The sequence below is a fragment of the Aquimarina pacifica genome (genome assembly GCF_000520955.1).
GTDB classification, from domain to species: domain Bacteria; phylum Bacteroidota; class Bacteroidia; order Flavobacteriales; family Flavobacteriaceae; genus Aquimarina; species Aquimarina pacifica.
This window is the reverse complement of the sequence record NZ_JACC01000048.1, coordinates 13,051-37,420: the sequence shown is the minus strand read 5'-3', so window position 1 is coordinate 37,420 and position 24,370 is coordinate 13,051. Positions and strand designations below refer to the sequence as shown.

General features: G+C 34.7%; 25 protein-coding genes. 19 read left to right on the top strand and 6 right to left on the bottom strand.

The features are described 5' to 3' along the window. Positions 1-33: 33 nt before the first annotated feature. From pdxA to DZ60_RS0119330, 11 genes are all read left to right on the top strand, one after another. Positions 34-1,095, top strand: a complete 1,062-nt coding sequence (pdxA, locus tag DZ60_RS0119380; RefSeq protein WP_025743676.1) for a 4-hydroxythreonine-4-phosphate dehydrogenase PdxA — start codon at positions 34-36, stop codon at positions 1,093-1,095. A 194-nt stretch (positions 1,096-1,289) separates the two neighbouring features. Continuing rightward, positions 1,290-1,829 carry a YceD family protein gene (locus DZ60_RS0119375; protein ID WP_025743675.1) on the top strand — a complete coding sequence of 180 codons (540 nt, stop codon included), beginning with the start codon at positions 1,290-1,292 and terminating at the stop codon, positions 1,827-1,829. Between the two features lie 10 nt (positions 1,830-1,839). Next, positions 1,840-2,037 carry a 50S ribosomal protein L32 gene (gene rpmF / locus DZ60_RS0119370; protein WP_025743674.1) on the top strand — a complete coding sequence of 66 codons (198 nt, stop codon included), beginning with the start codon at positions 1,840-1,842 and terminating at the stop codon, positions 2,035-2,037. Positions 2,038-2,208: 171 nt separating this feature from the next. Further along, positions 2,209-3,204: a beta-ketoacyl-ACP synthase III gene (locus tag DZ60_RS0119365; protein ID WP_025743673.1), complete on the top strand. Its 996-nt coding sequence runs from the start codon at positions 2,209-2,211 to the stop codon at positions 3,202-3,204. Between the two features lie 27 nt (positions 3,205-3,231). Next, positions 3,232-3,726: an acetyl-CoA carboxylase biotin carboxyl carrier protein gene (accB, locus tag DZ60_RS0119360; protein ID WP_025743672.1), complete on the top strand. Its 495-nt coding sequence runs from the start codon at positions 3,232-3,234 to the stop codon at positions 3,724-3,726. A gap of 113 nt (positions 3,727-3,839) precedes the next feature. Then, a complete protein-coding gene (gene accC / locus DZ60_RS0119355; RefSeq protein ID WP_025743671.1) occupies positions 3,840-5,189 on the top strand; it encodes an acetyl-CoA carboxylase biotin carboxylase subunit in 1,350 nt (449 codons plus the stop codon). A 46-nt stretch (positions 5,190-5,235) separates the two neighbouring features. Continuing rightward, entirely contained in the window at positions 5,236-6,348 is a 1,113-nt protein-coding gene (locus tag DZ60_RS0119350; protein ID WP_025743670.1) for an NAD(P)/FAD-dependent oxidoreductase, read from the top strand. 53 nt (positions 6,349-6,401) lie between these two features. Next, positions 6,402-7,079, top strand: coding sequence for a monofunctional biosynthetic peptidoglycan transglycosylase (gene mtgA / locus DZ60_RS0119345; protein WP_025743669.1), 678 nt, complete (start codon positions 6,402-6,404; stop codon positions 7,077-7,079). 14 nt (positions 7,080-7,093) lie between these two features. Next, positions 7,094-7,549 carry a GreA/GreB family elongation factor gene (locus DZ60_RS0119340; protein WP_025743668.1) on the top strand — a complete coding sequence of 152 codons (456 nt, stop codon included), beginning with the start codon at positions 7,094-7,096 and terminating at the stop codon, positions 7,547-7,549. 230 nt (positions 7,550-7,779) lie between these two features. Next, positions 7,780-8,868 carry a hypothetical protein gene (locus DZ60_RS0119335; RefSeq protein WP_025743667.1) on the top strand — a complete coding sequence of 363 codons (1,089 nt, stop codon included), beginning with the start codon at positions 7,780-7,782 and terminating at the stop codon, positions 8,866-8,868. A 240-nt stretch (positions 8,869-9,108) separates the two neighbouring features. Beyond that, the gene (locus DZ60_RS0119330; RefSeq protein WP_025743666.1) at positions 9,109-10,044 is read left to right on the top strand and encodes an alpha/beta fold hydrolase; all 936 of its coding nucleotides are present in this window, start codon (positions 9,109-9,111) and stop codon (positions 10,042-10,044) included. Here the strand turns inward: DZ60_RS0119330 and DZ60_RS0119325 are convergent. Further along, positions 10,033-10,386 carry a hypothetical protein gene (locus DZ60_RS0119325; RefSeq protein WP_025743665.1) on the bottom strand — a complete coding sequence of 118 codons (354 nt, stop codon included), beginning with the start codon at positions 10,384-10,386 and terminating at the stop codon, positions 10,033-10,035. The two genes, DZ60_RS0119330 and DZ60_RS0119325, sit on opposite strands and share 12 nt — an antisense overlap. Before the next feature lie 131 nt (positions 10,387-10,517). Beyond that, a complete protein-coding gene (gene recJ, locus DZ60_RS0119320; protein ID WP_025743664.1) occupies positions 10,518-12,203 on the bottom strand; it encodes a single-stranded-DNA-specific exonuclease RecJ in 1,686 nt (561 codons plus the stop codon). 157 nt (positions 12,204-12,360) lie between these two features. Here recJ and DZ60_RS0119315 point away from each other — a divergent pair, with 157 nt between their 5' ends. Together DZ60_RS0119315 and DZ60_RS0119310 are read left to right on the top strand one after the other, a co-directional pair. Continuing rightward, entirely contained in the window at positions 12,361-12,951 is a 591-nt protein-coding gene (locus DZ60_RS0119315) for a carboxymuconolactone decarboxylase family protein (protein ID WP_025743663.1), read from the top strand. Positions 12,952-13,060: 109 nt separating this feature from the next. Further along, positions 13,061-13,819, top strand: a complete 759-nt coding sequence (locus DZ60_RS0119310) for a toxin-antitoxin system YwqK family antitoxin (protein WP_025743662.1) — start codon at positions 13,061-13,063, stop codon at positions 13,817-13,819. 200 nt (positions 13,820-14,019) lie between these two features. Here DZ60_RS0119310 and DZ60_RS0119305 read toward each other — a convergent pair whose 3' ends face one another. From DZ60_RS0119305 to DZ60_RS0119290, 4 genes are all read right to left on the bottom strand, one after another. Beyond that, positions 14,020-14,679, bottom strand: a complete 660-nt coding sequence (locus tag DZ60_RS0119305) for a M50 family metallopeptidase (protein ID WP_241448764.1) — start codon at positions 14,677-14,679, stop codon at positions 14,020-14,022. Between the two features lie 86 nt (positions 14,680-14,765). After that, positions 14,766-15,107, bottom strand: coding sequence for a HopJ type III effector protein (locus tag DZ60_RS0119300; protein ID WP_025743660.1), 342 nt, complete (start codon positions 15,105-15,107; stop codon positions 14,766-14,768). A gap of 25 nt (positions 15,108-15,132) precedes the next feature. Continuing rightward, positions 15,133-15,807, bottom strand: coding sequence for a 16S rRNA (cytidine(1402)-2'-O)-methyltransferase (gene rsmI, locus DZ60_RS0119295; RefSeq protein ID WP_025743659.1), 675 nt, complete (start codon positions 15,805-15,807; stop codon positions 15,133-15,135). Positions 15,808-16,015: 208 nt separating this feature from the next. Next, positions 16,016-16,864, bottom strand: a complete 849-nt coding sequence (locus DZ60_RS0119290) for a hypothetical protein (RefSeq protein WP_025743658.1) — start codon at positions 16,862-16,864, stop codon at positions 16,016-16,018. Between the two features lie 172 nt (positions 16,865-17,036). Here DZ60_RS0119290 and DZ60_RS0119285 point away from each other — a divergent pair, with 172 nt between their 5' ends. The 6 genes from DZ60_RS0119285 (at position 17,037) to DZ60_RS0119255 (ending at position 24,251) form a co-directional block, all read left to right on the top strand. Beyond that, positions 17,037-17,684, top strand: coding sequence for a thymidine kinase (locus tag DZ60_RS0119285; RefSeq protein WP_025743657.1), 648 nt, complete (start codon positions 17,037-17,039; stop codon positions 17,682-17,684). Further along, complete coding sequence (gene alr, locus DZ60_RS0119280; RefSeq protein ID WP_241448763.1) at positions 17,647-18,789, top strand: alanine racemase; 1,143 nt, start codon at positions 17,647-17,649, stop codon at positions 18,787-18,789. The genes DZ60_RS0119285 and alr overlap by 38 nt, the downstream gene beginning before the upstream one ends. A gap of 99 nt (positions 18,790-18,888) precedes the next feature. Beyond that, the gene (mscL, locus tag DZ60_RS0119275) at positions 18,889-19,305 is read left to right on the top strand and encodes a large conductance mechanosensitive channel protein MscL (protein WP_025743654.1); all 417 of its coding nucleotides are present in this window, start codon (positions 18,889-18,891) and stop codon (positions 19,303-19,305) included. 266 nt (positions 19,306-19,571) lie between these two features. After that, the gene (locus DZ60_RS0119270; protein WP_025743653.1) at positions 19,572-20,564 is read left to right on the top strand and encodes an aspartate-semialdehyde dehydrogenase; all 993 of its coding nucleotides are present in this window, start codon (positions 19,572-19,574) and stop codon (positions 20,562-20,564) included. Between the two features lie 308 nt (positions 20,565-20,872). Continuing rightward, the gene (locus tag DZ60_RS0119260) at positions 20,873-23,050 is read left to right on the top strand and encodes a prolyl oligopeptidase family serine peptidase (protein ID WP_025743651.1); all 2,178 of its coding nucleotides are present in this window, start codon (positions 20,873-20,875) and stop codon (positions 23,048-23,050) included. 217 nt (positions 23,051-23,267) lie between these two features. Then, on the top strand, positions 23,268-24,251 hold the full coding sequence (locus DZ60_RS0119255; protein ID WP_025743650.1) for an ABC transporter ATP-binding protein: 984 nt from the start codon (positions 23,268-23,270) through the stop codon (positions 24,249-24,251). The last annotated feature ends 119 nt before the right edge of the window (positions 24,252-24,370 follow it).

The window sequence follows — 24,370 nt, the reverse complement described above, 5'->3', positions numbered from 1 at the left end:
GATTTCAAAAATACAGATAAAGTCGATCACATAATGAAGAAAGAAGAAAAAATAAGACTAGGAATATCTATTGGGGATCTTAATGGAATTGGAAGTGAGGTTATTCTCAAAACTTTTGAAGATTCTCGCATGCTTGATTTTTGCACACCTGTAATCTTTGCTTCGGTAAAAATACTCTCTTTTCTTAAAAAGAAATACAATAATAAATTAAGTCTTCATGGGATCGATTCTGCACCTCAAATTCTCGATGGCAAAGTGAACGTTCTTAATGTTTGGAAAGAATCCATTGATATTAATTTTGGACAAGAAGATCAAAAAGTTGGAAGTTATGCTATTAAATCACTCAAAGCGGCTACCGAAGCCCTAAAAAATAACGAAATTGACGTGCTTGTTACTGCACCTATTAATAAGCATAGTATACAATCAGATGAGTTTACCTTTCCTGGGCATACTGATTATCTAAATCAAGAACTCGAAGGAAATAGCCTTATGTTTATGATTACTGATGATCTTAAAGTAGGCCTACTAACAGACCATGTAGCAGTCAAAGATATTGCAGAAACAATCACGCCAACTTTAATAGAACAAAAAATAAATACCATATACCAAACCTTAAAACAAGACTTTGGGATTTCAAAACCAAAAATAGCTATATTAGGTATTAACCCGCATAGTGGTGATAATGGAGTTATTGGCAAAGAAGATGAGGATGTACTAAAGCCTACAATTCAAAAAATCAATGAGTCTGGTAAATTGGTCTACGGACCCTATGCAGCAGATAGCTTTTTTGGTTCAAACTCCTATAAAGCTTTTGATGCAATCGTAGCATCTTACCATGACCAAGGTTTAATCCCTTTCAAAACACTTTCTTTTGGAAAAGGAGTAAATTATACCGCAGGACTTAATAGAGTGCGCACCTCTCCAGATCATGGTACGGCATTCGAAATTGCAGGAAAAAACCAAGCCGATCATAGCTCCTTTAAAGAGGCGGTTTTTTCTGCACTAAAAATTTTTAAAAGCAGAAACGAATACCTTGAACTCACCAAAAATCCCTTAAAAAAACAACCGCGTAAACCGCAAAATAAACACAATTAAACATAGAGGTTCGTTAATTTTTTGATGACATATATTGTTTTATACAGGTTCAAAGATCCTATTTATGACTATAAAGAAGTAAAATCTGTAACAAACTGATATAATTTTGATTACAAAAATACTTTCATAACGAATTTTTATTATCTTTGCACCCGCCTTTATCAAATTGATAGTGGCCTGAAACTGATGATGAAATGATACAACTTAAAGAGTATACTATTCCTTTCGTTGGACTAAAGCAGGGATTGCACCAGTTTGAGTATCAAATTGACAATACGTTCTTTGAACATTTTGAGTATGATGAATTTAATGAATCCGCAGTAACGATTGATTTAGAGTTCACAAAGAAAACAACTTTTCTAGAACTTCAATTTAAAGCAACAGGTACTGTAAACGTTAATTGTGATCTAACGAACGAGCCTTTTGACCTACCTATAGAGAATGAATTCTTTTTGGTAGTTAAGTTTGGAGAAGAATACAATAATGAAAATGAAGAACTTCTTATAATTCCGTTTGGGGAGTATGAGGTTAATGTTCAACAATATATATATGAACTTATTGTTCTTGCTATTCCCTCAAAGAGAGTACATCCGGGTGTAGAAAACGGAACATTAAAATCAGATTTACTTGAAAGACTAGAAGAACTAAGTCCAAAAGAAAAAACAATAGTAAATAACGATGAGGAAACAGATCCTCGTTGGGATAAATTAAAAAACTTATTAAACGATAAATAATAGCTAAGCAATGGCACATCCTAAGAGAAAAATATCGAAAACCAGAAGAGATAAAAGAAGAACTCATTATAAAGCTACGGTTCCTCAAATAGCAACTGATCCAACTACTGGAGAAGCGCATTTGTATCACAGAGCCCACTGGCACGAGGGTAAGTTATACTACAGAGGTCAGATTGTTATTGATAACACAGAAGAAGAAGTAGCATAAGGTCTGATAAAATTATAATAAGAACTCTCACATAATGTGAGAGTTTTTTTGTTTTTAGTTGAATATGTGTCAAAATCCCATTATTTTGCGCCATATTTGTGTATAATTTAGTAATTTCGACGACTTTTTAGGCATATTTTGTGCGCTAGTCAGTGAAACTAAAACTAAGATATGAGTAAAACCACAGCCGCTATCACAGCTGTAGGCGCATATGTGCCAGACTATGTGTTAACTAATGATATATTATCAACAATGGTTGACACCAATGACGAATGGATCACCAGTCGAACTGGTATCAAAGAACGTCGAATACTAAAAGACAAGGACAAAGGAACTTCTTACTTAGGTATAAAAGCCGCAGAAGATCTAATTGCAAAAAAGAACATAGATCCTAAAGAGATTGATATGGTAATTTTTGCAACCGCTACTCCGGATATTATGGTGGCTGCAACAGGAGCGTATGTTGCATCACAAATAGGTGCAGTTAATGCATTTTCATATGACCTGCAAGCGGCGTGTTCTAGCTTTCTGTATGGAATGTCTACTGCAACCAGCTATATCGAATCAGGTAGATATAAAAAAGTATTATTGATAGGTGCCGATAAAATGTCTTCTATCATAGATTATACAGATCGTACTACATGCATCATATTTGGTGATGGAGCCGGAGCTGTACTTTTTGAACCAAACACAGAAGGATTAGGGTTACAGGATGAATATTTACGTTCTGACGGTATAGGACGAGAGTTTCTTAAAATTGAGGCAGGAGGTTCTACCCTTCCTGCGTCTGAAGAAACAGTTGCCAATAAACAACATTTCGTAAAGCAAGATGGTAAAACTGTATTTAAGTACGCTGTTTCTAATATGGCAGACGCGAGTTCTAAAATTATGGAACGGAATAATCTGACAGGCAATGATGTAAATTGGCTTATAGCCCATCAAGCAAACAAACGTATTATTGATGCAACGGCAAAAAGAATGGAACTTGATCATAACAAAGTTCTTATGAATATTGAGCGTTACGGCAATACAACCTCGGCAACCTTACCACTATTATTAAGTGATTTTGAAAAACAATTCAAAAAAGGCGATAATATCGTATTTGCTTCTTTTGGAGGAGGCTTTACATGGGGCTCTATTTACCTTAAATGGGCTTATAATTCCTAAAAATTAAACACACAATACCCACATATTATGGATTTAAAAGAAATTCAGAATTTAATTAAATTCGTCGCCAAGTCAGGAGCGAGCGAAGTCAAGTTAGAAATGGATGACATTAAAATCACCATCAAAACAGGATCAGAAGACACCAAAGAAACAACCATTGTACAACAACTGCCACCAGCAGGTAATACAATAATTTCTCAAGCAGCGCCAGTACAAGCTACTCCAGCTGCGACCCCTTCTCCTGACGCTGCAACAGACACCGCAGTAGAAGATAATTCAAAATACATTACAATCAAATCACCTATAATAGGTACACTTTACAGAAAACCATCTCCCGACAAACCTACCTTTGTTGAAGTAGGCGATACAATAAAAGAGGGCGATGTACTTTGTATTATCGAAGCAATGAAACTCTTTAACGAGATCGAAAGTGAGATTTCTGGTAAAGTTGTAAAAGTACTAGTAGATGACGCTTCTCCAGTAGAATTTGACCAACCACTATTCTTAGTAGACCCATCATAACCCAATTTTAAAATTCTATGACAAATAAATCCCAACATCCTGCTACCAGGAGGAGGGAGCCGTCTTAATACGGATAAGTCTGGAATTTGAGATTTTTTAAATTTTAAAAAGTTATGTTTAAAAAAATACTAATTGCAAATAGAGGTGAGATTGCGATGCGAGTAATCAGAACCTGTAAAGAAATGGGTATAAAATCTGTTGCTGTATACTCAACAGCAGATGCAGAAAGTCTACATGTGCGCTTTGCAGATGAAGCCGTATGTATTGGTCCTGCACCAAGTAGTGAATCCTATCTTAAAATGTCTAACATCATTGCCGCTGCAGAAATCACAAATGCAGACGCTATTCACCCTGGATATGGTTTCCTTTCAGAAAATGCAAAGTTTTCTAAGATTTGTGAAGAACACGAAATAAAATTTATCGGCGCAAGTGCCGAGATGATAGATAGAATGGGAGACAAAGCTTCGGCTAAGTCAACTATGATTGAAGCTGGTGTGCCATGCGTACCTGGTAGTGAAGGAATAATCCCTGATTTTGAATCTTGCATAAAAGTAGCTAAAGAAACTGGATATCCGGTGATGCTTAAAGCCAGTGCAGGAGGAGGAGGTAAAGGTATGCGTGCTGTTTGGAAAGAAGAAGACCTACAAAATGCATGGGAGTCTGCCAGACAAGAAAGTAAAGCTGCCTTCGGAAATGACGATATGTACATGGAAAAACTTATCGAAGAACCAAGGCATATAGAGATTCAGGTTGTTGGTGATAGTAATGGTAGAGCTTGTCACTTATCAGAGAGAGATTGCTCTGTTCAACGTCGACACCAAAAACTTACCGAAGAAACTCCTTCACCGTTCATGACAGACGAATTGCGTGAAAAAATGGGAGAAGCTGCCGTAAAAGCTGCCGAATACATAAAGTATGAAGGTGCTGGGACGGTCGAATTTCTTGTTGATAAGCATCGTAATTTCTACTTTATGGAAATGAATACCAGAATACAGGTAGAACATCCTATCACAGAACAAGTAGTAGATTATGACCTTATTAGAGAACAAATATTAGTCGCTGCAGGAGTACCTATTTCTGGTAAAAATTATTACCCACAACTACATTCTATCGAATGTAGAATTAATGCAGAAGACCCTTATAAAGATTTTAGACCTTCACCAGGAAAAATAACAAATTTACATCTTCCAGGTGGTCATGGTGTGAGAATAGATACTCATGTATATAGTGGATATATTATCCCACCGAATTATGACTCTATGATTGCAAAATTAATTACTACTGCACAAACGCGTGAAGAAGCAATCAATAAAATGAAAAGAGCGTTAGATGAGTTTGTAGTAGAAGGAATCAAAACAACAGTTCCTTTTCATAGACAACTAATGGATCATCCAGATTATGTTTCTGGAAATTATACGACAAAGTTTATGGAAGATTTTGTCATGAAAGATACAGTAGAATAATCAAATAAAAAATCAAGCCTCATTCAATGTCAATGGGGCTTTTTTTATGAACTTAAGTTATTGGGAATATAAGACCTGGTTATCAAATATAGACTTTACGATCATCGGTAGCGGAATCGTCGGTCTTACCTGTGCTTTGCGATTGAAAGAACGATTTCAGAATGCCAATATTCTAGTCCTCGAACGCGGCATCCTCCCTAATGGTGCCAGTACCAAAAATGCCGGATTTGCTTGTTTCGGTAGCCTCTCTGAAATTCTTTCGGATCTAGAATCCCATACAGAAGATGAAGTAATACAGCTTATTAAAAAAAGGTATCAGGGATTACAATTATTAAAAAAACAATTGGGAAACCAAACAATCAATTATTCTCACACAGGAGGATATGAGCTTTTTACAAAAAATGACACTGCTCTTTATAAAAAATGCCTAGACAAACTAAAAAAAATCAACACACTATTATACCCCATTTTTGACGATAACGTATTTCAAACCAGTAATAATTTATTTAACTTCAAGAGCATTCAACCGCAGTATATCATCAATCAATTCGAAGGACAGATCGATACCGGTAAAATGATGCAAGCACTGCTGCATAAAGCACAAACATCAGGAATTAAAATTTTAAACAATTGCGAAGTAACTGAACTTCATGATACTGCCACCGCTGTAGAAATAGAGACAAACCACTTTGCCTTCTCTAGTAATAAGGTCCTGATAGCAACCAATGGTTTTGCATCGCAATTTGATATTAAAAATGTAAAACCCGCTCGGGCGCAAGTTCTAATAACCAAACCAATACGAAATCTAGATATTAGAGGAACCTTTCATCTTGATCAAGGATATTATTATTTTAGAAATATTGACCAACGAATTTTACTAGGCGGAGGCAGAAATTTAGATTTTATAGGAGAAGAAACAACAGTCTTAGCACAAACCGAAATAATACAGCAAAAATTAGAAGAAATTCTACATAACATTATCTTACCAGATATTGATGTTACTATCGAACATCGCTGGAGTGGCATCATGGGGGTAGGCAATCAAAAAAATAGTATCATAAAACCATTGTCTTCAAATATTTTTTGCGGAGTACGACAAGGAGGAATGGGAATTGCAATAGGCAGTTTAGTTGGAAAAGAATTAGCAGATTTACTTTAGTAACACTATTTTAGTCACACCCTTTTTAAACTCTTAATTCGCTCCTAGCAACAATGCAAAAATATCTTCGGTTTATTGCAAAAAGTAGTATAGTATTCGTACTTATAAGTATCCTATGGGTGATTGTTTATAAATGGATTAATGTCACCTATACGCCTCTTATGGCAATAAGAAAAATACAGAATAGCAAAAACCACACAATTAAACATCAATGGACTCCGCTATCAGATATTTCTAACACTTTACAACTTGCTGTAATTTGTAGTGAAGATCAGCATTTTATTAAACACCGCGGATTTGATACTAAAGCAATTAACAAAGCTGTATCAGATTACAAATCAGGAAAACGATTACGTGGTGCAAGTACTATCTCTCAACAAACGGCAAAAAATGTTTTTTTATGGCCACAACGAAGTTGGATTAGAAAAGGGCTTGAAGTTTATTTTACTTTCTTAATCGAAACCTTTTGGAGTAAGGAACGAATACTAGAAATTTATCTTAATAGTATCGAAATGGGGGATGGAATTTACGGAGCTCAAGCGGCTGCCCATTTTTGGTTTTTTACCTCAGCAAAAAACCTTACAAAACAAGAAGCAGCAGGAATAGCTGCTATCCTACCCGATCCAAGGAAATTATTACCAAATACCAACACTGGATATGTGCAAAAAAGAAAAGTATGGATACTGAATCAAATGCGCAATTATGGTACCTTAAATTTTGAGAAGAAATAATACCCAATTAGTTTATGAATTCAAAAAAAACGAAAGAAGACCTTTTACAACAATGTCAAAATTATGTAGATCAGAGAAGAAACAGAGTTCAGGATATTATTTTAGATATACAAGAATCATTGACCTCAGAGACCAAAAGCAGTGCTGGTGACAAACACGAGACCGGACGTGCTATGTTACAACTAGAAAGAGAAAAAGCAGGTAAACAATTGGCAGAAGTGCAAAAATTGCAGGAAATTATTGATCGTATAGTAATCACTCCTTCTACTCAAATTTGTCTAGGAAGTTTAATTACAACATCTCAAGCCAATTATTTCTTAAGTATTTCTGTAGGAAAGATTATTTCAAAAAACACCCCATACTACGCAATTGCTGCCAACTCACCTATTGGCAAATTATTAATAGGAAAAACAATTGGGGACACAATTAATTTTAACGGAAATACAATAACTATCAATTCTGTAGATTAATCAAAGAAAAAAAGTAATATAGACACCATGCTTGCAATTAGAAATTAGTGTGAACTTTTCTATAAAAAGTAATAAAAATGTTCTTTTCCACTAAAACTAAAAAAGTGTAAAGCACTTCATGAAAAAAAACTAATTTTGCAAACTGACACAAAAACTCAACGAATGCGTTTAAATTTTTAAAGGAAAAATTAAAACTGTTCACTTCATTAATTTAACCTAAAAAGTAACAAATGAAAAAAAGTAATGCATTATTTGCAACAATTTTTATAATCACTCTATTCTTTATTTCCTGCGGAAATGATGACAACACTAATTCACAGGAAGATGATATAGAAGATGTATCTGATGAAGATGAAGAAGACACAAGTATCTCTACAGACCTTCTTAAAACAGGCGTCATTATCGAAGACCTTAGTCTTATATCAGGCACTCCTCCTTCTCCTAACAGTGATTTAGATTTTTCGATTAGCACCAATGAGCAAGATGCTTTCTTAAATAGCGGATTCAATATAGCTTTTTCATCAACTGATGAAATTACAGGAGCATATATTCAATTGCAAGATACAGATGGCAACAATGTTGATGGATATTTTGATGTTCCTAAAACTTCATTTGATAATTCGATTACCGGAAAACTATCCCTTAACAAAAGAAAAAAGAACGAGAGATTTACCTCAAAAGCAAATGATACTGATTTTGGTATTAATGTTGATTTTGAAGCATCAGTTCCCGTAGGACGTTTTTGCTATGTTATTTGTTTATATGATGCAGCAGGTAATGTAAGTCAAATACAAGAAGTATGTGTTGATGTAAATGCCTGGGGAGGTAACAATACAATAGTTGGTGAGTGGATTTATGATAGATCAGATCCAGAAGAAACCGATGATCAATACATTGAAGATATTGAATGTACAAACGGAGAAACACTAATGGATGTCCCTTTTTACATCGATGTAAAGGATGAATGGACTTTTGTATTAAGTGAAAATGGTGATTACTATGAAATATATGATGAAATCGAAAAATCAATAAATTCGTTTGAATCTGTAAATAACTGCAGTGCTATATATGACGAGTACACCTATAATGACAAATACTCCGGAAAATGGTCGTATAACGAAGAAGACCAAACAATTACAGTAGTAGATTTTGGGTATGAAGATCTTCTTGACTCTCAAAACAATGAAGAATATCCTGAAGGGCAACTATATTTTGAAGGAGCCCAAATCGAAGTAATTAACGGCGAACTCGTAATCTCTGACACATATAGTGATGGGGATTCTATAATTAGTGAAACCTTAATTTTTAAAAGAAAATAAAGGAGTATTCCCTAGTTAGTTGAAAGTATAATTTTAATGCGATTTGGGAATTCTCAAATCGCATTTTGCATTGAATACCAATTATAGCTCACAATTATATACTTCATTTTAAATGATTTTAAGTAAATTGCTAAAATGCAACAAGAATTATTATTATGATTTGCATTAAAATAAAACAATATAGAGGGTCGTTCTAGGAACAGACAGTAAAAATAATTTTGGAATAAATCATCAGTATCAATGAAAAAGCTTTTTGTATTAGCGCTTATGGGAGTATTACTTCTGTCATGTAAACCCTATGAAAATACCAAAATAAGAAAGAATCAAATCACCTACGAAAGTTTCAGAGAAGATCAAAGGTTATATCCTACAGATGATGGCCTAATAAAATATATTGATAAAGGAAGAGGACCTGCAATTGTATTATTGCACGGGGTGCCAACTTCTGGTTGGCTTTACCGAAAAATGATCGCTCCTCTTGTTTCTAGTGGGTATCGCGTTATTGTTCCTGATATGCTAGGATATGGATCGAGTGACTCCCCAGAGGGTTTTGAAATTTATAGTGCCGAGAACCATGCCAAACGTCTTTTGCAATTATTAAAAGCGTTGGGAGTAGAGAAATGGACCCACGTAATGCATGATGCAGGAGGTTTATGGACTTGGGAACTTATGAGGCAGGCTCCGGATAAAATCGAAAATCTGATTGTACTTAATACCATTATTTATGAAGCTGGATTTTATCCTCCGGTACGCATGAAACCTGGCGGTCTTGCCAAAACAGCTATGTGGGGATATCGAAACGGAGTAACAACCAACACACTACTTAAAAACCTTTTTAATCAAGGACTTAAAGAAAACACGCTAAACTCTTTGGATGTAGAAGGGTATAAAACACCACTTCTCGAGGGTAAAACAAATGCCATGTATTATTTTTATAGTCAAACATGTAATGAGTTACCTGATTACTCAGACGTTTTTGAAAACGTAACCGTTCCGGTAGCTGTTATTTGGGGAATTCATGATACCATGTTGCAGTGGCCACCTCAACAAACCAGAGCTGCAAATGCTTTAAAAGTAAGTCAAGAAGATATCCATTTTGTAGATGAAAAACACTTCTTGCAAGAAACAAAAGCAACCGAAATAAGCTATAAAATCATAGATTTCTTAATTAAATGATACATTTTTAACCCAATAGTTTAGCTCTATTCTAAAAATAGTACCTACAATAAGTTCCTGAATCTGATCCAGTTCCTGTCTACTTACTGCCATATCTACTTTATCAGAAGGGGTTCTTAATAAAAGAGAACGACAATGTTTTGATTGAGCACATTGACCACAACCCTGTGTTCTTATAGTAACAAGACAAGCATCAGAAAAATCCTTTAACTCGTTGAGCGTAAGTAAAAAACCAACATCTCTAAACACAACTTGAATTCTCGGTATTTTATCCTTCTTTTCCTGTTTCCAATAAAAAGATATCCCTAATTCATTACTGTAAATCTTATCTATGGCATTCATATATTCCTATTTGATTCAAAAATAACATTATTTATAATAAATCTAAATAAAAATAGTGTTAAATAGAATAAGACATTCTATTTGCAATTGGTTTTATAAACGTTCGAGAAATTAAACCCATCATCAGAGGGCTAAATAAGATCTTTTAATTTCAATTGCAGGGATGTCTCTCCATTCCATACATTTTCATCAATTGTATATGCGGCTTTAAAATACTTTTGATCCGTTATCAGATTATATTTAGTTCCTAGATTAAAACCGATTGCACCTATTACAATTTCTTTCTTTTTTACTTTACACTTCAGATGTTTTTCATCGGCTCCTACACATTTTGCATAACCGGTATCTTGTAATTCTTCAGTCATAAAAACAGGCGCCATATTACCCGGACCAAAAGGTGCAAACTGCCTAAGAATACGATAAAATTTAGGTGTTATTTGTGCAAGCTCTAAGGAAGTATTAATAGTAATTTCGGGAGTTAGCAACTCTTTATCGATTGATTCTGAGACCACCTCTTCGAACTTCTGTTTAAATAGCAGGTAGTTTTCTTCTTTGAGCGTTAATCCGGCAGCATATTTGTGCCCACCAAATTGTTCAATATGTTCTGAACAAGCATTCAATGCATTATACACATCAAACCCTTTCACGGATCGTGCAGAGGCAGCCAAAATATCTCCGCTTTTAGTAAAAACTAAGGTCGGGCGATAGTATGTTTCAGTTAATCTCGAAGCTACAATACCAATAACCCCCTTATGCCAGTCCTCTTTATAAACCACAGTAGTAAGCCTATCTTTTTCTTGGTTTTTAGAAATCTGATCCAGTGCTTCTTCAGTAATACTTTTATCAGCATCTTTACGATCGCTATTGTATGCTTCTATTTCTGATGCATACTGCAATGCTATTTCTAGATTTTGTTCAGTAAGCAAATTTACAGCATGTAATCCATGCTTCATCCGTCCTGCGGCGTTAATTCTGGGCGCTATGATAAATACTAAATCCGTTATTGTCAACATTTCTTTTTTTACCTCTGATAGCATTGCCTTAAATCCAATCCTCGGACTAGAGTTAATGACCTGCAAACCATAATGTGCCAATATGCGATTCTCTCCTGTTATTGGTACAATATCCGCTCCTATTGCAGTGGCGACCAAATCTAAATACGGAAACAAATCAGAAATCGTTTGACCAGTACCTATTGCCAAAGCTTGTATGAGTTTAAATCCTACCCCACAACCACATAATTCTTTATAAGGATATGCACAATCTTCTCGCTTTGGATCTAAAACAGCCGCTGCATCAGGAATTGAGTCACCAGGTCTGTGGTGGTCACAAATGATAAAATCTATGCCTTTTGATTTGGCATATGCCACTTTTTCTATAGCCTTAATCCCACAATCCAATGCAACTATTAACGTTATATCATTATCATGAGCATACTCTATACCGGCATAAGACACCCCATATCCTTCTGCATATCGGTCAGGTATATAAGTAGCTATTTGAGAGGATCTCGTCTTTAAATAAGAAGACATTAACGCAACAGACGTTGTTCCATCTACATCATAATCACCATAGACCAATATATTTTCGTTAGAAGAAATTGCTTTCTCGATTCTTCTAACAGCCATATCCATATCCTTCATCAAAAAAGGGTCATGTAATTCTTCTATCGAGGGTCTAAAAAAACTTCTTGCCTGATCAAATGTCGTAACCCCCCTTTGCACTAATAATAGTGCAATGGTCATATCTACATTAAGGGCTTTTGCTAATTGTACTATAGTATCATTATCAGGAGATTCCTGCAGTGTCCATTTCATTGGTGTTATAAATTCTTGAACCTGATCACATATAAGAAAATCAAGGTTGAAATAAGAAACCAAAATACGAAAAACCTATAGACCATATCTAGTTTAGAAATTGTTTTGTATTTTACTTCGCAACAATGAATAACTCAAACTCAAAAAAAACACGCTCATGGCATTAGTTACACCATTATCTGCCGATCATGATCCAGAAACAAAAGAATTAGCAAAATTCTTTAACGAGACACTAGGTTTTTGCCCTAATTCAGTGCTTACTATGCAAAGAAGACCCGCAATTTCTAAAGCATTTATAAATCTTAATAAAGCCGTTATGGCTAATGAAGGTAGGGTAACTTCTGCCCTAAAACGAATGATTGCCTGGGTCAGTAGCAATGCTACAGGATGTCGATATTGTCAGGCGCATGCCATTCGTGCAGCAGAACGCTATGGTGCAGAACAGGAACAATTAGATAATATTTGGGAGTATAAAACACATCCAGCATTTAGTAATGCTGAGCGAGCTGCTCTCGATTTTTCGCTTGCTGCCTCAGTAATTCCTAATGCTGTAGATGAAAAAATAAAACAAGAATTATATTTATACTGGGACGAAGGTGAAATTGTCGAAATGCTTGGGGTTATTTCCCTTTTTGGATATCTAAACCGATGGAATGATTCTATGGGAACTATGGTTGAAGAAGGTGCAATTGCATCAGGCAATAAATATTTAGGAAAACACGGTTGGGAAAAAGGAAAACATGTGTAATGATTGGGTTATCCAACAACTATTACTAATGCACATTAAGAATAAAAGGAACCAATAGCGTCTAAAAAACAACCATAAAAACACTATAATGTTCTTAAAATCAAACCATATGCAAACGAAAACATCAAGAATCACCCTCTCTTACGCAATTAATAATCTTGGGGTTTTATTATTGTTTTTAGTTCTGGTAGGGTGCCATAAAGTTGAAAAAACGATAAATGAAGTAAAAGCACTCCAACAACTAGAAATCACATATGATGATTATGATGTAGAGTTTGACCAATATAATCGTTCTGTATATGTCGATAAAAACAGAGATTTTATGTCGGGACATTATTTTGTAATGTACAATAATAAAGTTTCTGAAGAATTTATAGTAAAAGGAGGGCTTCTAGATAAGTTACATAAAACATTTAGTCCTCAAGGTCACTTATCCAAAGAAGTAAGTTACAAAAATGGGTATCGCGACGGAACTGAAAAATCTTACAATAAAGAAGGGCTTGTAGTTAGTAGTGCCGAATATAGTAAAGGCAAAAAAATTGGAGATGATTTAGAATATACTGAAGACGGAAAAGCGCTACCCAAAACTAAAACCATTAATGGTATCACTTATACATATTCATACCATAATGGCAAGCTCAAAATGACAACATATTTGGATAAAATTGACGGAATCCCATATGAGATTATGTTATTTTATGATCATGTAGAAACCTTACAAAGCGCATTTGCAGTTAGAGAATATGATGACCCCAATAAAGATTCAAAATTCTATATTCTTACGGATCAACTCAAAATTTCTGACTCAATCGATCCAAAGAAAGAGCCTGAAAAAATGATGAAAATATACCAGCAACTTCAGCAATAAAAAACAGCTAGTAATTTATAAACCCTTTTGATATAGACACAGGCTCAACAAGTTCTCTTATATTATATAGTTAAACCCGCTTTATTAGAACTTCGTAATGACCTTTTCTTGGTTATGACCGAATACCGATCAGGTTTTCTTCCTTGTCTAAAGGAAAATGTAGTATTTTACTTTTGCGTCGATTCGCTTCAGAACTGGTATTATTTTTTAAAATAAAATCTAAAGCTTTTCCATAATAAAAAAGCACTAACAATAATAATCAACAATGCCCACATCCAGTACGTACCAAACGTATGCTGGGCTATAGATTGCGTATCTGATATTTGAACTTTTCCATCTCGCTCAAACTGTTTTGTAAATAAATAATCTAGCTGAAGATAGGTACTAAGTGCACATTGCAATCCCAAAAATAATAAAATCACTACCTCGAGTTTTCTACTTCTAAAAAATGTAATCCCTACTAATGCAACTACAAAACCGCCCATTACGATCAATCCCCATAAAGATCGAATCCATAGTAGTAAAGAAATGACAATCACTGCTATTAAAATTCTGAGTACAAAACGAGAATGTATCGGGTTCTTAGCTGATACAATTAACACTGACCCAGATACTGCCGGTCCCAACAACCCTCCTGCAGCAATCAAAGCTCGGGCAATATGGGTAGGTAAATAACTATTACCTACAGAAGAATAGGCTACTCCTCCTCCGTTTTCGTATATTTCGAGTCGCTCAAAATTTTCTCCGACCAACAAAGCTGTAAGTCCATGCCCCATTTCATGAAACCAGGTTCCTAAAAGCCAAAAAGGATACTGAACCCAACCAAAATAGGGAAGTTGCCAAAGAGTAAAAACTACAATAGCAACAAAAACTACGGTATAATCAAAACGTCTTGAGATTTCAACTTAATTTTTACTTATAATTATATAGACAGAGTGGTGTTTTCTTAACCAACAACTAATGCAGATTGCTCAAAAGAAATCCCATCCCATCCTGTTTTCATAAAATTACGAATATTCTGGTGATCTTCTCCATCAGGTGTATCCAAAACGTCCTTATAATAAGATCCAAAACACCTTAATGTTTCTTCTTTGTCAAGGTTTTGAAGTTTTGCAAACGAAAATAACTTACAGGAGCCTGAATTTTGTCCTGCTTCATTCGTGCAGTTTCCGTTAATAAACATTGTTGGTTTAAAGCTATAATTAGTATCTATAACCGTCATCGTATCTTCAAAACCAATTGCAGATGGTTCGCTTTTGAGTTTTTCAATAAATTCTATAATCGTCATGCTTAATTTTATATCTATTTCTTGATTATTTATGTATACCACCAACAACGATTACAATTTCACCTTTGGGTGGTTTGTTTTCAAAATGTTGGATCACTTCTTGCACTGTTCCTCGAATAGTCTCTTCGTATAGTTTGGTCAACTCTCTTGAGACAGAAACTCGTCTCTCGTTACCAAAATATTCTGCAAATTGAGTTAATGTCTTCACTAATTTGTGTGGTGATTCGTAAAAAATCATTGTTCGGGTTTCTTCTGCCAAAATCTTTAATCTCGTTTGCCTTCCCTTTTTTACTGGTAAAAAACCTTCAAAAATAAATTTATCATTCGGCAAACCACTATTGACCAAAGCAGGAACAAAGGCTGTTGCCCCTGGTAAACATTCTACTGATATATCTTGTTCTACACACGCTCGTGTCAATAAAAACCCTGGATCACTAATTGCTGGAGTTCCTGCATCACTTATTAAAGCGATGGTTTCTCCCCCTTTAAGTCTATCAATAATACGGTCAACAGTTTTATGTTCATTATGCATATGGTGACTCTGCATGGTAGTCACAATCTCAAAATGTTTTAATAATTTTCCACTAGTTCTAGTATCTTCAGCCAATATTAGATCTACTGTTTTGAGTATTTTTATGGCTCTTAGAGTTATATCCTCAAGATTGCCAATAGGTGTAGGTACAAGATATAGTTTAGACATAATTGTATACTTCAGGCCAAAAATACTTTCTTTTGACAAACATATTGAAGTCGTTTACCATTTATTTGATTTTAGCTAAAAAAGTTTTTTGTAGACATCACTTCTTTTTTTATATCATTCTTGACTTAAACATGCCCTAAAGGGCTTAATCTGTTGCAAACTGAATATACGATCGCTTTCTTACGAAACTAAAAAGAGGAGGTAATACTTATTGATCATATTTACTAAAAATGGCATTCATAAAACGTTCCTCATATTCTTCTTTACCTTCCCAATTATGATAATCAGGTTTAATCATGGTTGTAATTAATGTTTGTGCTTCACTTTTGGTAGTAAGTGTATTTAATTGAGATAAAACACGATTATAGTCCAATGCATTTCCTTCAAAAAGATATTTAATAAACGCTAATCGATCATTTAGACCAATATGAATTTCTTTTTTGAGTTGGTCATTCAAGGATTTTGGTTTTTCCTCATTTTTTTGATCTAACATTACCTCATCTTGCTCAAAAACATCTTGAGTATCTTCCTGTATGTCCATTGTGTCATCTTCATCAGATACTGGTGTTAGCGTATCTGGTTCAGAAAAAGAATGATCTTCATTATCCTGAGGTTGTGCCCTGATAAAAAGATCTTCACTTACTCGAGCATTGATTTCTTCGATAATCAATTCTGGTTTATTTTCTACAATAGGTGCTTCTGATATTTCTGATCTCTCTTCTGGCACCTCAGGTTCTTTTACATGAGTAGGTTCTTGTGTCTCTACAATTGGAGCAGGACCCTCAATATTATTTTCTACAACTTCTGGGGCCAAAGGAGCTACTTCATTCTCTATTTCTTGTTCTACAGTATTAAGTTCTGCAGTATCCAGAACAGCTTTTATTTGCCCAATAGTTGGTTGGGGGCCAGCAAAATGAGATTCTGAGAAATTAAGAATCGTTAACTTCTCATAAAGCAACCTAGATTCTTCCTGCAATTGAGACAAGGTAGTGGTATCTTTTAATTGCAAAATTCTATGTGCGATACTTATCAGTTCTGCCTCCAATTTCTTCTTCATAACTTTCTTATGTGTTTTTAATACTGCTTTTTGTTTTTTAATAAATTTACCTCATCTTTAGAGTACTACCAAATTAAGATAAAAAAGGATAATTAGTATTTATAATCATTCATATAAAATTTGTTTGGTATCAAGGTGAAGGGATTTCTTTAATTGATGTTGAAAATACAAAATGTTTCTCGAAAATACAGTAAATTATAAAGAGCAATTTGGATGGATCGAAGTAATTTGTGGTTCTATGTTTTCGGGTAAAACCGAAGAATTGATTCGCAGGCTAAAACGAGCACAATTTGCTAAGCAAAAAGTAGAAATTTTTAAACCTGCTATTGATGTTCGTTATGATGATGAGATGGTGGTTTCTCATGATGCAAACGAAATTAGGTCTACCCCTGTGCCTGCTGCAGCAAATATTCGAATTCTGGCAGATACCTGTGATGTAGTAGGAATTGACGAAGCACAATTTTTTGATGATGAAATCGTAGCTGTTTGTAATGATTTGGCCAATAAAGGAATTCGTGTTATCGTAGCGGGACTGGATATGGATTTTAAAGGAAACCCATTTGGCCCAATGCCTGCACTTATGGCAACTGCAGAATATGTAACCAAAGTACACGCAGTTTGCACTCGAACCGGAAATCTGGCTCAGTTTAGCTATCGAAAATCTACAAAAAATGACTTAGTCTTATTGGGAGAAACCGAAGAATACGAACCTTTGAGCCGTGCAGCATATTATAAAGCAATGCTAAAAGAAAAAGTCAAAAACATAAAGGTGAATGACCCAAATGAAATCTCTAAAAAAGACAACAAAACAGATGAGTAATGTTGCAGAAACTGTCTTAGAGATTAACCTTGATCATCTTACTCATAATTTTAAATATCTAAAAGGTAAGATTGGTTCTACAGTCAAATTATTGGCCGTAGTTAAAGCTTCGGGTTATGGTAGTGATGCTAGTGTTATAGCAAACCAACTGCAAAAAATAGGTGTTGACTATTTTGCGGTGGCTTATGCTTCAGAAGGAATTGCGCTACGCAAATCAGGAATAACCATTCCGATTTTGGTATTACACCCTCAACCCGTCAATTTTCAAGAATTAATAAAATATACATTAGAGCCTAGCATCTATAGTTTTAGAGTCCTTAGACTTTTTATAGATATCGCCACCTCTACAAATCAAACAAACTATCCTGTTCACCTTAAATTTAACACCGGACTTCATCGAATTGGCTTCGAAAAAAGTGATCTAGAAAAAATATCTGATGATCTTAACCATACAAAATCGGTAAAGGTCGCTTCTGTTCTTTCTCATTTGGCAGCAAGTGAAGATCACGCAGAACGAGAATTTACGGTTCAGCAAATTGATCTATTTAAAAAAATCACAGATACACTTGCAGATAAAATAGGATATATGCCCATTCGACATCAGTCGAATACTTCAGCAATATTTAACTATCCCGAGGCACATTTTGATATGGTTCGCACAGGAATAGGACTCTATGGATATGGCAACGATACTTCTTATGACCAATTCCTAAAACCAGTAGCGAGTCTCAAATCAATAATCTCACAAATTCATGAATTAGCATCGGGAGATTCTTTGGGATATAATAGAGCATTTATTGCCTCTAAACATACAAAAACAGCTACTATTCCGATTGGCCATGCAGATGGGATCAGCAGACAATATGGTAATAAAAATGGATTTGTTACTATACAAAATAAAAGAGCCTATATAATAGGAAATGTTTGCATGGATATGATAATGGTAGATGTTACTGATATTGATTGTCAGGAAGGAGATGAAGTTATAATTTTTGATGGTAATTATAGTGCAGCACAAGTAGCTGAATATACAGGAACTATCTCATATGAACTGCTTACTGCTATAGCTCCGAGAGTAAAGCGTCAAGTTATCGGTAAATATTGATTTTTGTCGATTATTATGCTTATTAAGGTATTTATACTAATTTGTCCATTAATTTTTTGTTAATTTCGACACATACTAATCATCTAAACATAATAAATTATGGGATTTTTTAAAGATTTCAAATCTTTCCTTTTAAAAGGAGATATCGTTTCACTAGCTACTGCAGTTGTGATAGGAGGAGCTTTTAATAAAATTGTAGGTTCTGCTGTAGCGGATATTATCATGCCAATCGTAGGTGTTATTACAGGCGGTACAGATTTTACTCAAAAGTTTATTGCACTGGATGGAGCAGAATATGCAAGCCTGGCAGCTGCTCAAGAAGCAGGAGCTGCGGTTATGACATACGGTAACTTGATTCAGGCAATTATCAATTTTATAATTGTGGGGCTTTTTATATTTATAGTACTTAAAGCGTATGAAAACTCTAAAAAGAAAGAAGAAGCTGCAGCTCCGGCTCCAGCGGGTCCAACACAAGAAGAATTACTTGCAGAAATCAGAGATCTTCTTAAAAAATAATAAGAACATGATTTATCTATAGCGACCGCTATACTACATATTCTAATCTAAACCACCCAATTGGGTGGTTTTTCTTTATTATTTGTTATATATTTAACAAAATATATGAATTTCTATATTTTTTGTGGAAACACTTGTCATCTAGGAAATATTCCCCAACTTTGCCAAAGTAGTAAGGTTATGTATCGTTTTTTTAATAGCAAAAATAATTCAACCATAAAAAACGATTTGTTCATTACGACCCGAAATAACAAAATTTAATTTTTATGAAAGTAGCTGTTGTCGGCGCTACCGGACTGGTAGGAACCGTTATGTTAAAAGTATTAGAAGAAAGGAATTTTCCTATAACTGAGTTAATTCCTGTTGCATCAGAACGATCTATTGGTAAGAAAATTTCATATAAAGGTCAAGAATTTTCTGTAGTTGGTCTAGCCAGTGCAGTAGAGATGAAACCAGATGTTGCTTTATTTTCTGCAGGAGGTAGCACATCATTAGAATGGGCGCCAAAATTTGCAGAAGCAGGAATTACTGTTATTGATAATTCATCTGCTTGGAGAATGGATCCCACAAAAAAATTGGTCGTTCCAGAAATTAACGCAAAGGATCTAACTGCTAATGATAAAATAATAGCAAATCCCAACTGCTCGACCATACAATTAGTTATGGCCTTGGCACCTTTGCAAGACAAATACAAAATTAAACGCGCTATTATCTCTACCTATCAATCAATTACAGGAACGGGTGTAAAAGCAGTACAACAGCTAGAGAATGAATATGCTGGTGAAAAAGGAGAAATGGCATATCCATATCCAATTCATAGAAATGCAATACCACATTGCGATGTTTTTCAGGAAAATGGATATACTAAAGAGGAAATGAAATTAGTAAACGAAACGCAGAAGATCCTTGATGATCGCAGTATTGCCGTTACGGCCACAGCAATTAGAATCCCTGTAGTTGGTGGACATAGTGAAAGTGTTAATCTCGAATTCGAAAATGAGTTTGATGAAAGTGAAGTTCGAAAAATTCTTAATGATACTCCGGGCGTTACAGTACAAGATAACCCAGAAACAAACACCTATCCTATGCCTATATATGCAGAAGGAAAAAATGATGTTTTTGTAGGAAGAATTCGAAGAGATCACTCAAGAGAAAACGCACTTAATATGTGGATCGTAGCAGACAACCTGAGAAAAGGAGCCGCTACCAATGCCGTGCAAATAGGAGAATACCTTGCCGCTAATAAATTAATTGGCTAACAAACAAGTCTTTTAGATCTTTCTAAAATATTAACAAACCCTTACCATTTTATGATGGTAAGGGTTTTTACTTTTGTGGGAACACTATATGCTTTCAAAATTTTTGAAACATATAAAAAAATCGTTTCTTACAGAAAATTCTGACTGCTCTTGCGTATTTGTCCTACATATTGCTATACCCCAAAGCAATATTGAAGAAACCCCATACATTCTTCGACCTGCGTTGAGGGCAGTCTTTTTTATATTTTATTTAGCATTTTTACCAACTTCTTTTGATAGATTTGACGAATTATCAAATGAATTATATCATGAAAAAAATAATCTTCATACTCTCTAGTATTATTGTTATTGCAATCATAATAGTTTGTATAAATGAAGTGAAAAGAAAAAATACCAAAAATATTGCTGCTTTGAACTATCCCGAAACAAAAAAAGTCACAACTATAGATACATATTTTGATACACAAATAGAAGATCCTTATCGTTGGCTTGAGGATGATCAAAGTGAAGAGACCAAGGATTGGGTGACTACTCAAAATAGAACAACATTTGATTATCTTGACAATATTCCTTTTAGAAAAGATTTAAAAAAACGCCTATCGGATCTGTGGAACTATGAAAAAGAGACTGCCCCTTTTAAAGAGGGTGAGTACACCTATTTCTATAAAAATAACGGACTACAAAATCAATACGTTTTGTATCGTGTCAAAAATGAAGGAGATATTCCTGAGGTATTTTTGGATCCAAATACCTTTAGTAAAGACGGTACAACCTCTTTGGGAGGTATCGAGTTTTCTAAAAACGGAAAGCTAGTGGCCTATTCAATTTCTGAAGGAGGTAGTGATTGGCGAAAAATTATTGTCAGAAACATAGAATCTAATGAAGTAATAGAAGATACGCTAGTAGATGTAAAATTTTCTGGAACTTCCTGGAAAGGAAACGAAGGTTTTTATTACTCTAGCTACGATAAACCCAAAGGAAGTGAGCTTTCGGCAAAAACTGATCAGCATAAAGTATATTATCATCGTTTGGGAACTTCTCAAAAAGAAGATGTTTTAATTTTTGGAGGATCAAGTGACCAAAAATATCGATACACAGGTGCCAGAGTTACACAGGACGATCGATACCTTATTATTACCGCAAGCACCTCTACATCAGGAAACAAACTGTTTATTAAAGATCTAACCCATCCTAATAGTCCCTTTACTACCATTCTCGATGACACCAAAAGTGACACATACATTATAGATAACGAAGGAACTACGCTCTATCTAGTAACCAATCTAGAAGCTCCAAACAAAAAAATAGTTACTGTTGATGCTTCGAACCCTGTACCAGAAAATTGGAAAGATGTTATTCCTGAGACAGATAATGTGCTTATTCCTAGTAAAGGAGGAGGCTATTTCTTTGCAGAATATATGGTTGATGCCGTTTCTAAAGTACTACAATATGATTATCAAGGAAATCTTATTAAAGAAATATCATTACCTGGTATCGGTAGCACAAGTGGATTTAATGCTAAAAAGAAAGAAGATATCGTCTATTTTTCATTTACTAATTACAAAACCCCTAGCACTATCTATAAATATACCATTTCTAAAGGAGTATCAGAGGTATATCGCAAACCAAAAATTAATTTTGACCCAGAGGATTATGTAAGCAATCAAGTATTTTACACTTCTAAAGATGGGACTAAAGTCCCAATGATTATTACTCATAAAAAAGGGCTCGCTCTTACTGGTAAAAATCCTACTATATTATATGGATATGGCGGTTTTAATATTAGCCTTACTCCTTCATTTAGTGTTGCGAATGTAGTATGGATGGAGCAAGGTGGTATCTATGCAGTGCCTAATCTTAGAGGTGGGGGCGAATATGGCAAAAAATGGCATATTGCAGGAACAAAACTAAAAAAGCAAAATGTATTTAATGACTTCATTGCTGCCGCAGAATATCTAATAAGTAATAACTATACTTCTAGTGACTATCTTGCAATACGAGGAGGTTCTAATGGAGGACTACTTGTTGGTGCGACTATGACGCAGCGTCCCGACTTAATTAAGGTAGCATTGCCCGCCGTGGGAGTTCTGGATATGCTACGCTATCATACCTTTACCGCAGGAGCAGGCTGGGCATATGATTATGGAACCTCAGAAGAAAATAAAGAAATGTTTGAATATCTAAAAGCATATTCTCCCTTACATAATATTAAAGAAGGAGTAAATTACCCTGCTACGCTAATTACTACAGGGGATCACGACGATAGAGTAGTACCTGCACATTCTTTTAAATTTGCAGCAGAATTACAATCAAAACAAGCTGGTGATCATCCAACTTTAATACGAATCGAAACAAACGCTGGTCATGGAGCAGGAACACCTATAAATAAAGTAATTGATCAATTTGCAGATATCTATGGCTTTACGTTATATAATATGGGCTTCGAAATATTACCAGAAAAAGTAAATACCCAGGTAAAAGGATAACTATTTGTATATGCAAAATGTTATTCCTCTTTTTTTTAAAAAGAGTACCATCCCCGAAACGTAGCAATCAATTGCAACATAAAACTCATCTAATGAGTAGAGGCAACTATTATTATCTTAAGAATACAGTATTTTCATCCATATTAAAAAACTCTTTTCTTAAAAAGAGGTCTAATTTTTAGTTAAAAACTTCATCAAAGTTCAATATATTTGAAATATGCTTGACGTTAAAAATGTATCTTTTGCTTATGATGAACTTCTGGTTCTAAAAAATGTAAGTTTTACTATCCAAAAAGGACAACATGTTGCTCTGGTTGGAGCCAGTGGCTGTGGTAAAAGTACCCTGCTAAAAATTATATATGGCCTCCTGCATCCTCAGGAAGGAGTCCTATCATTTAATGGAAAAAAATTACTTGGACCGCTCTTCAATCTTGTTCCAGGTGAAGAGAATATGAAATACCTATCTCAAGAATTTGAGCTTCAATCCTTCAGAACGGTCACAGAAAATATTGGTGAGTATCTTTCTAATTTCGATCCCGAACTAAAAGAAGGCCGAGTAAAAGAACTTCTCGAGATTGTAGAAATGACCGATTTTGCCTCTATTAAAGTAGAACATTTAAGTGGAGGTCAGAAACAAAGAGTTGCATTAGCAAAAGCATTGGCAAAAAAACCTGACCTGCTATTACTTGATGAGCCATTCGGTAATATTGACAATTTTAGACGTAGCTCACTTCGCAGAAACCTTTTTAGGTATCTTAAAAGAAATAAAATCACTAGTATCACCGCCACGCATGACAAAACCGACATCCTTTCTTTTGCAGATGAAACGATTGTTATCCAACAAGGCGCTATATTGACGCAGGAAAAGACACTAAAACTCTATAAAAACCCCACCAATTTTTATATTGCCTCACTTTTTGGTGAAGTCAACAAAATAAGACTGCAAACCTTTTTTCCAGAATACAACAACGGAGAATCTGTACTTATATATCCTCACGAATTACGTATCAACAAAAATTCAACTGTGCGAGCTAGGGTAAAAAAATCCTATTTTCAGGGAAGTCATTTTCTTATTGAATCTGTATTTGCTAATGGTATAATTTTTATTGAAAACATGCATTCTTTTTCAGAAAATGAAGAAATAGGTATTGAGGTTTCACAAGAATTACTAGTATCAAGACTTCAGATTACTAGCCAATAATCCTTCTGATCGATAAGTAAAAAAATCTGTTTTGTACAAATAGTGAACTAATACTAATTGAACACTATCGAATACTAGTTTTAAGGTCATACGTGATATTCTTAAAACTACCTTTGTAT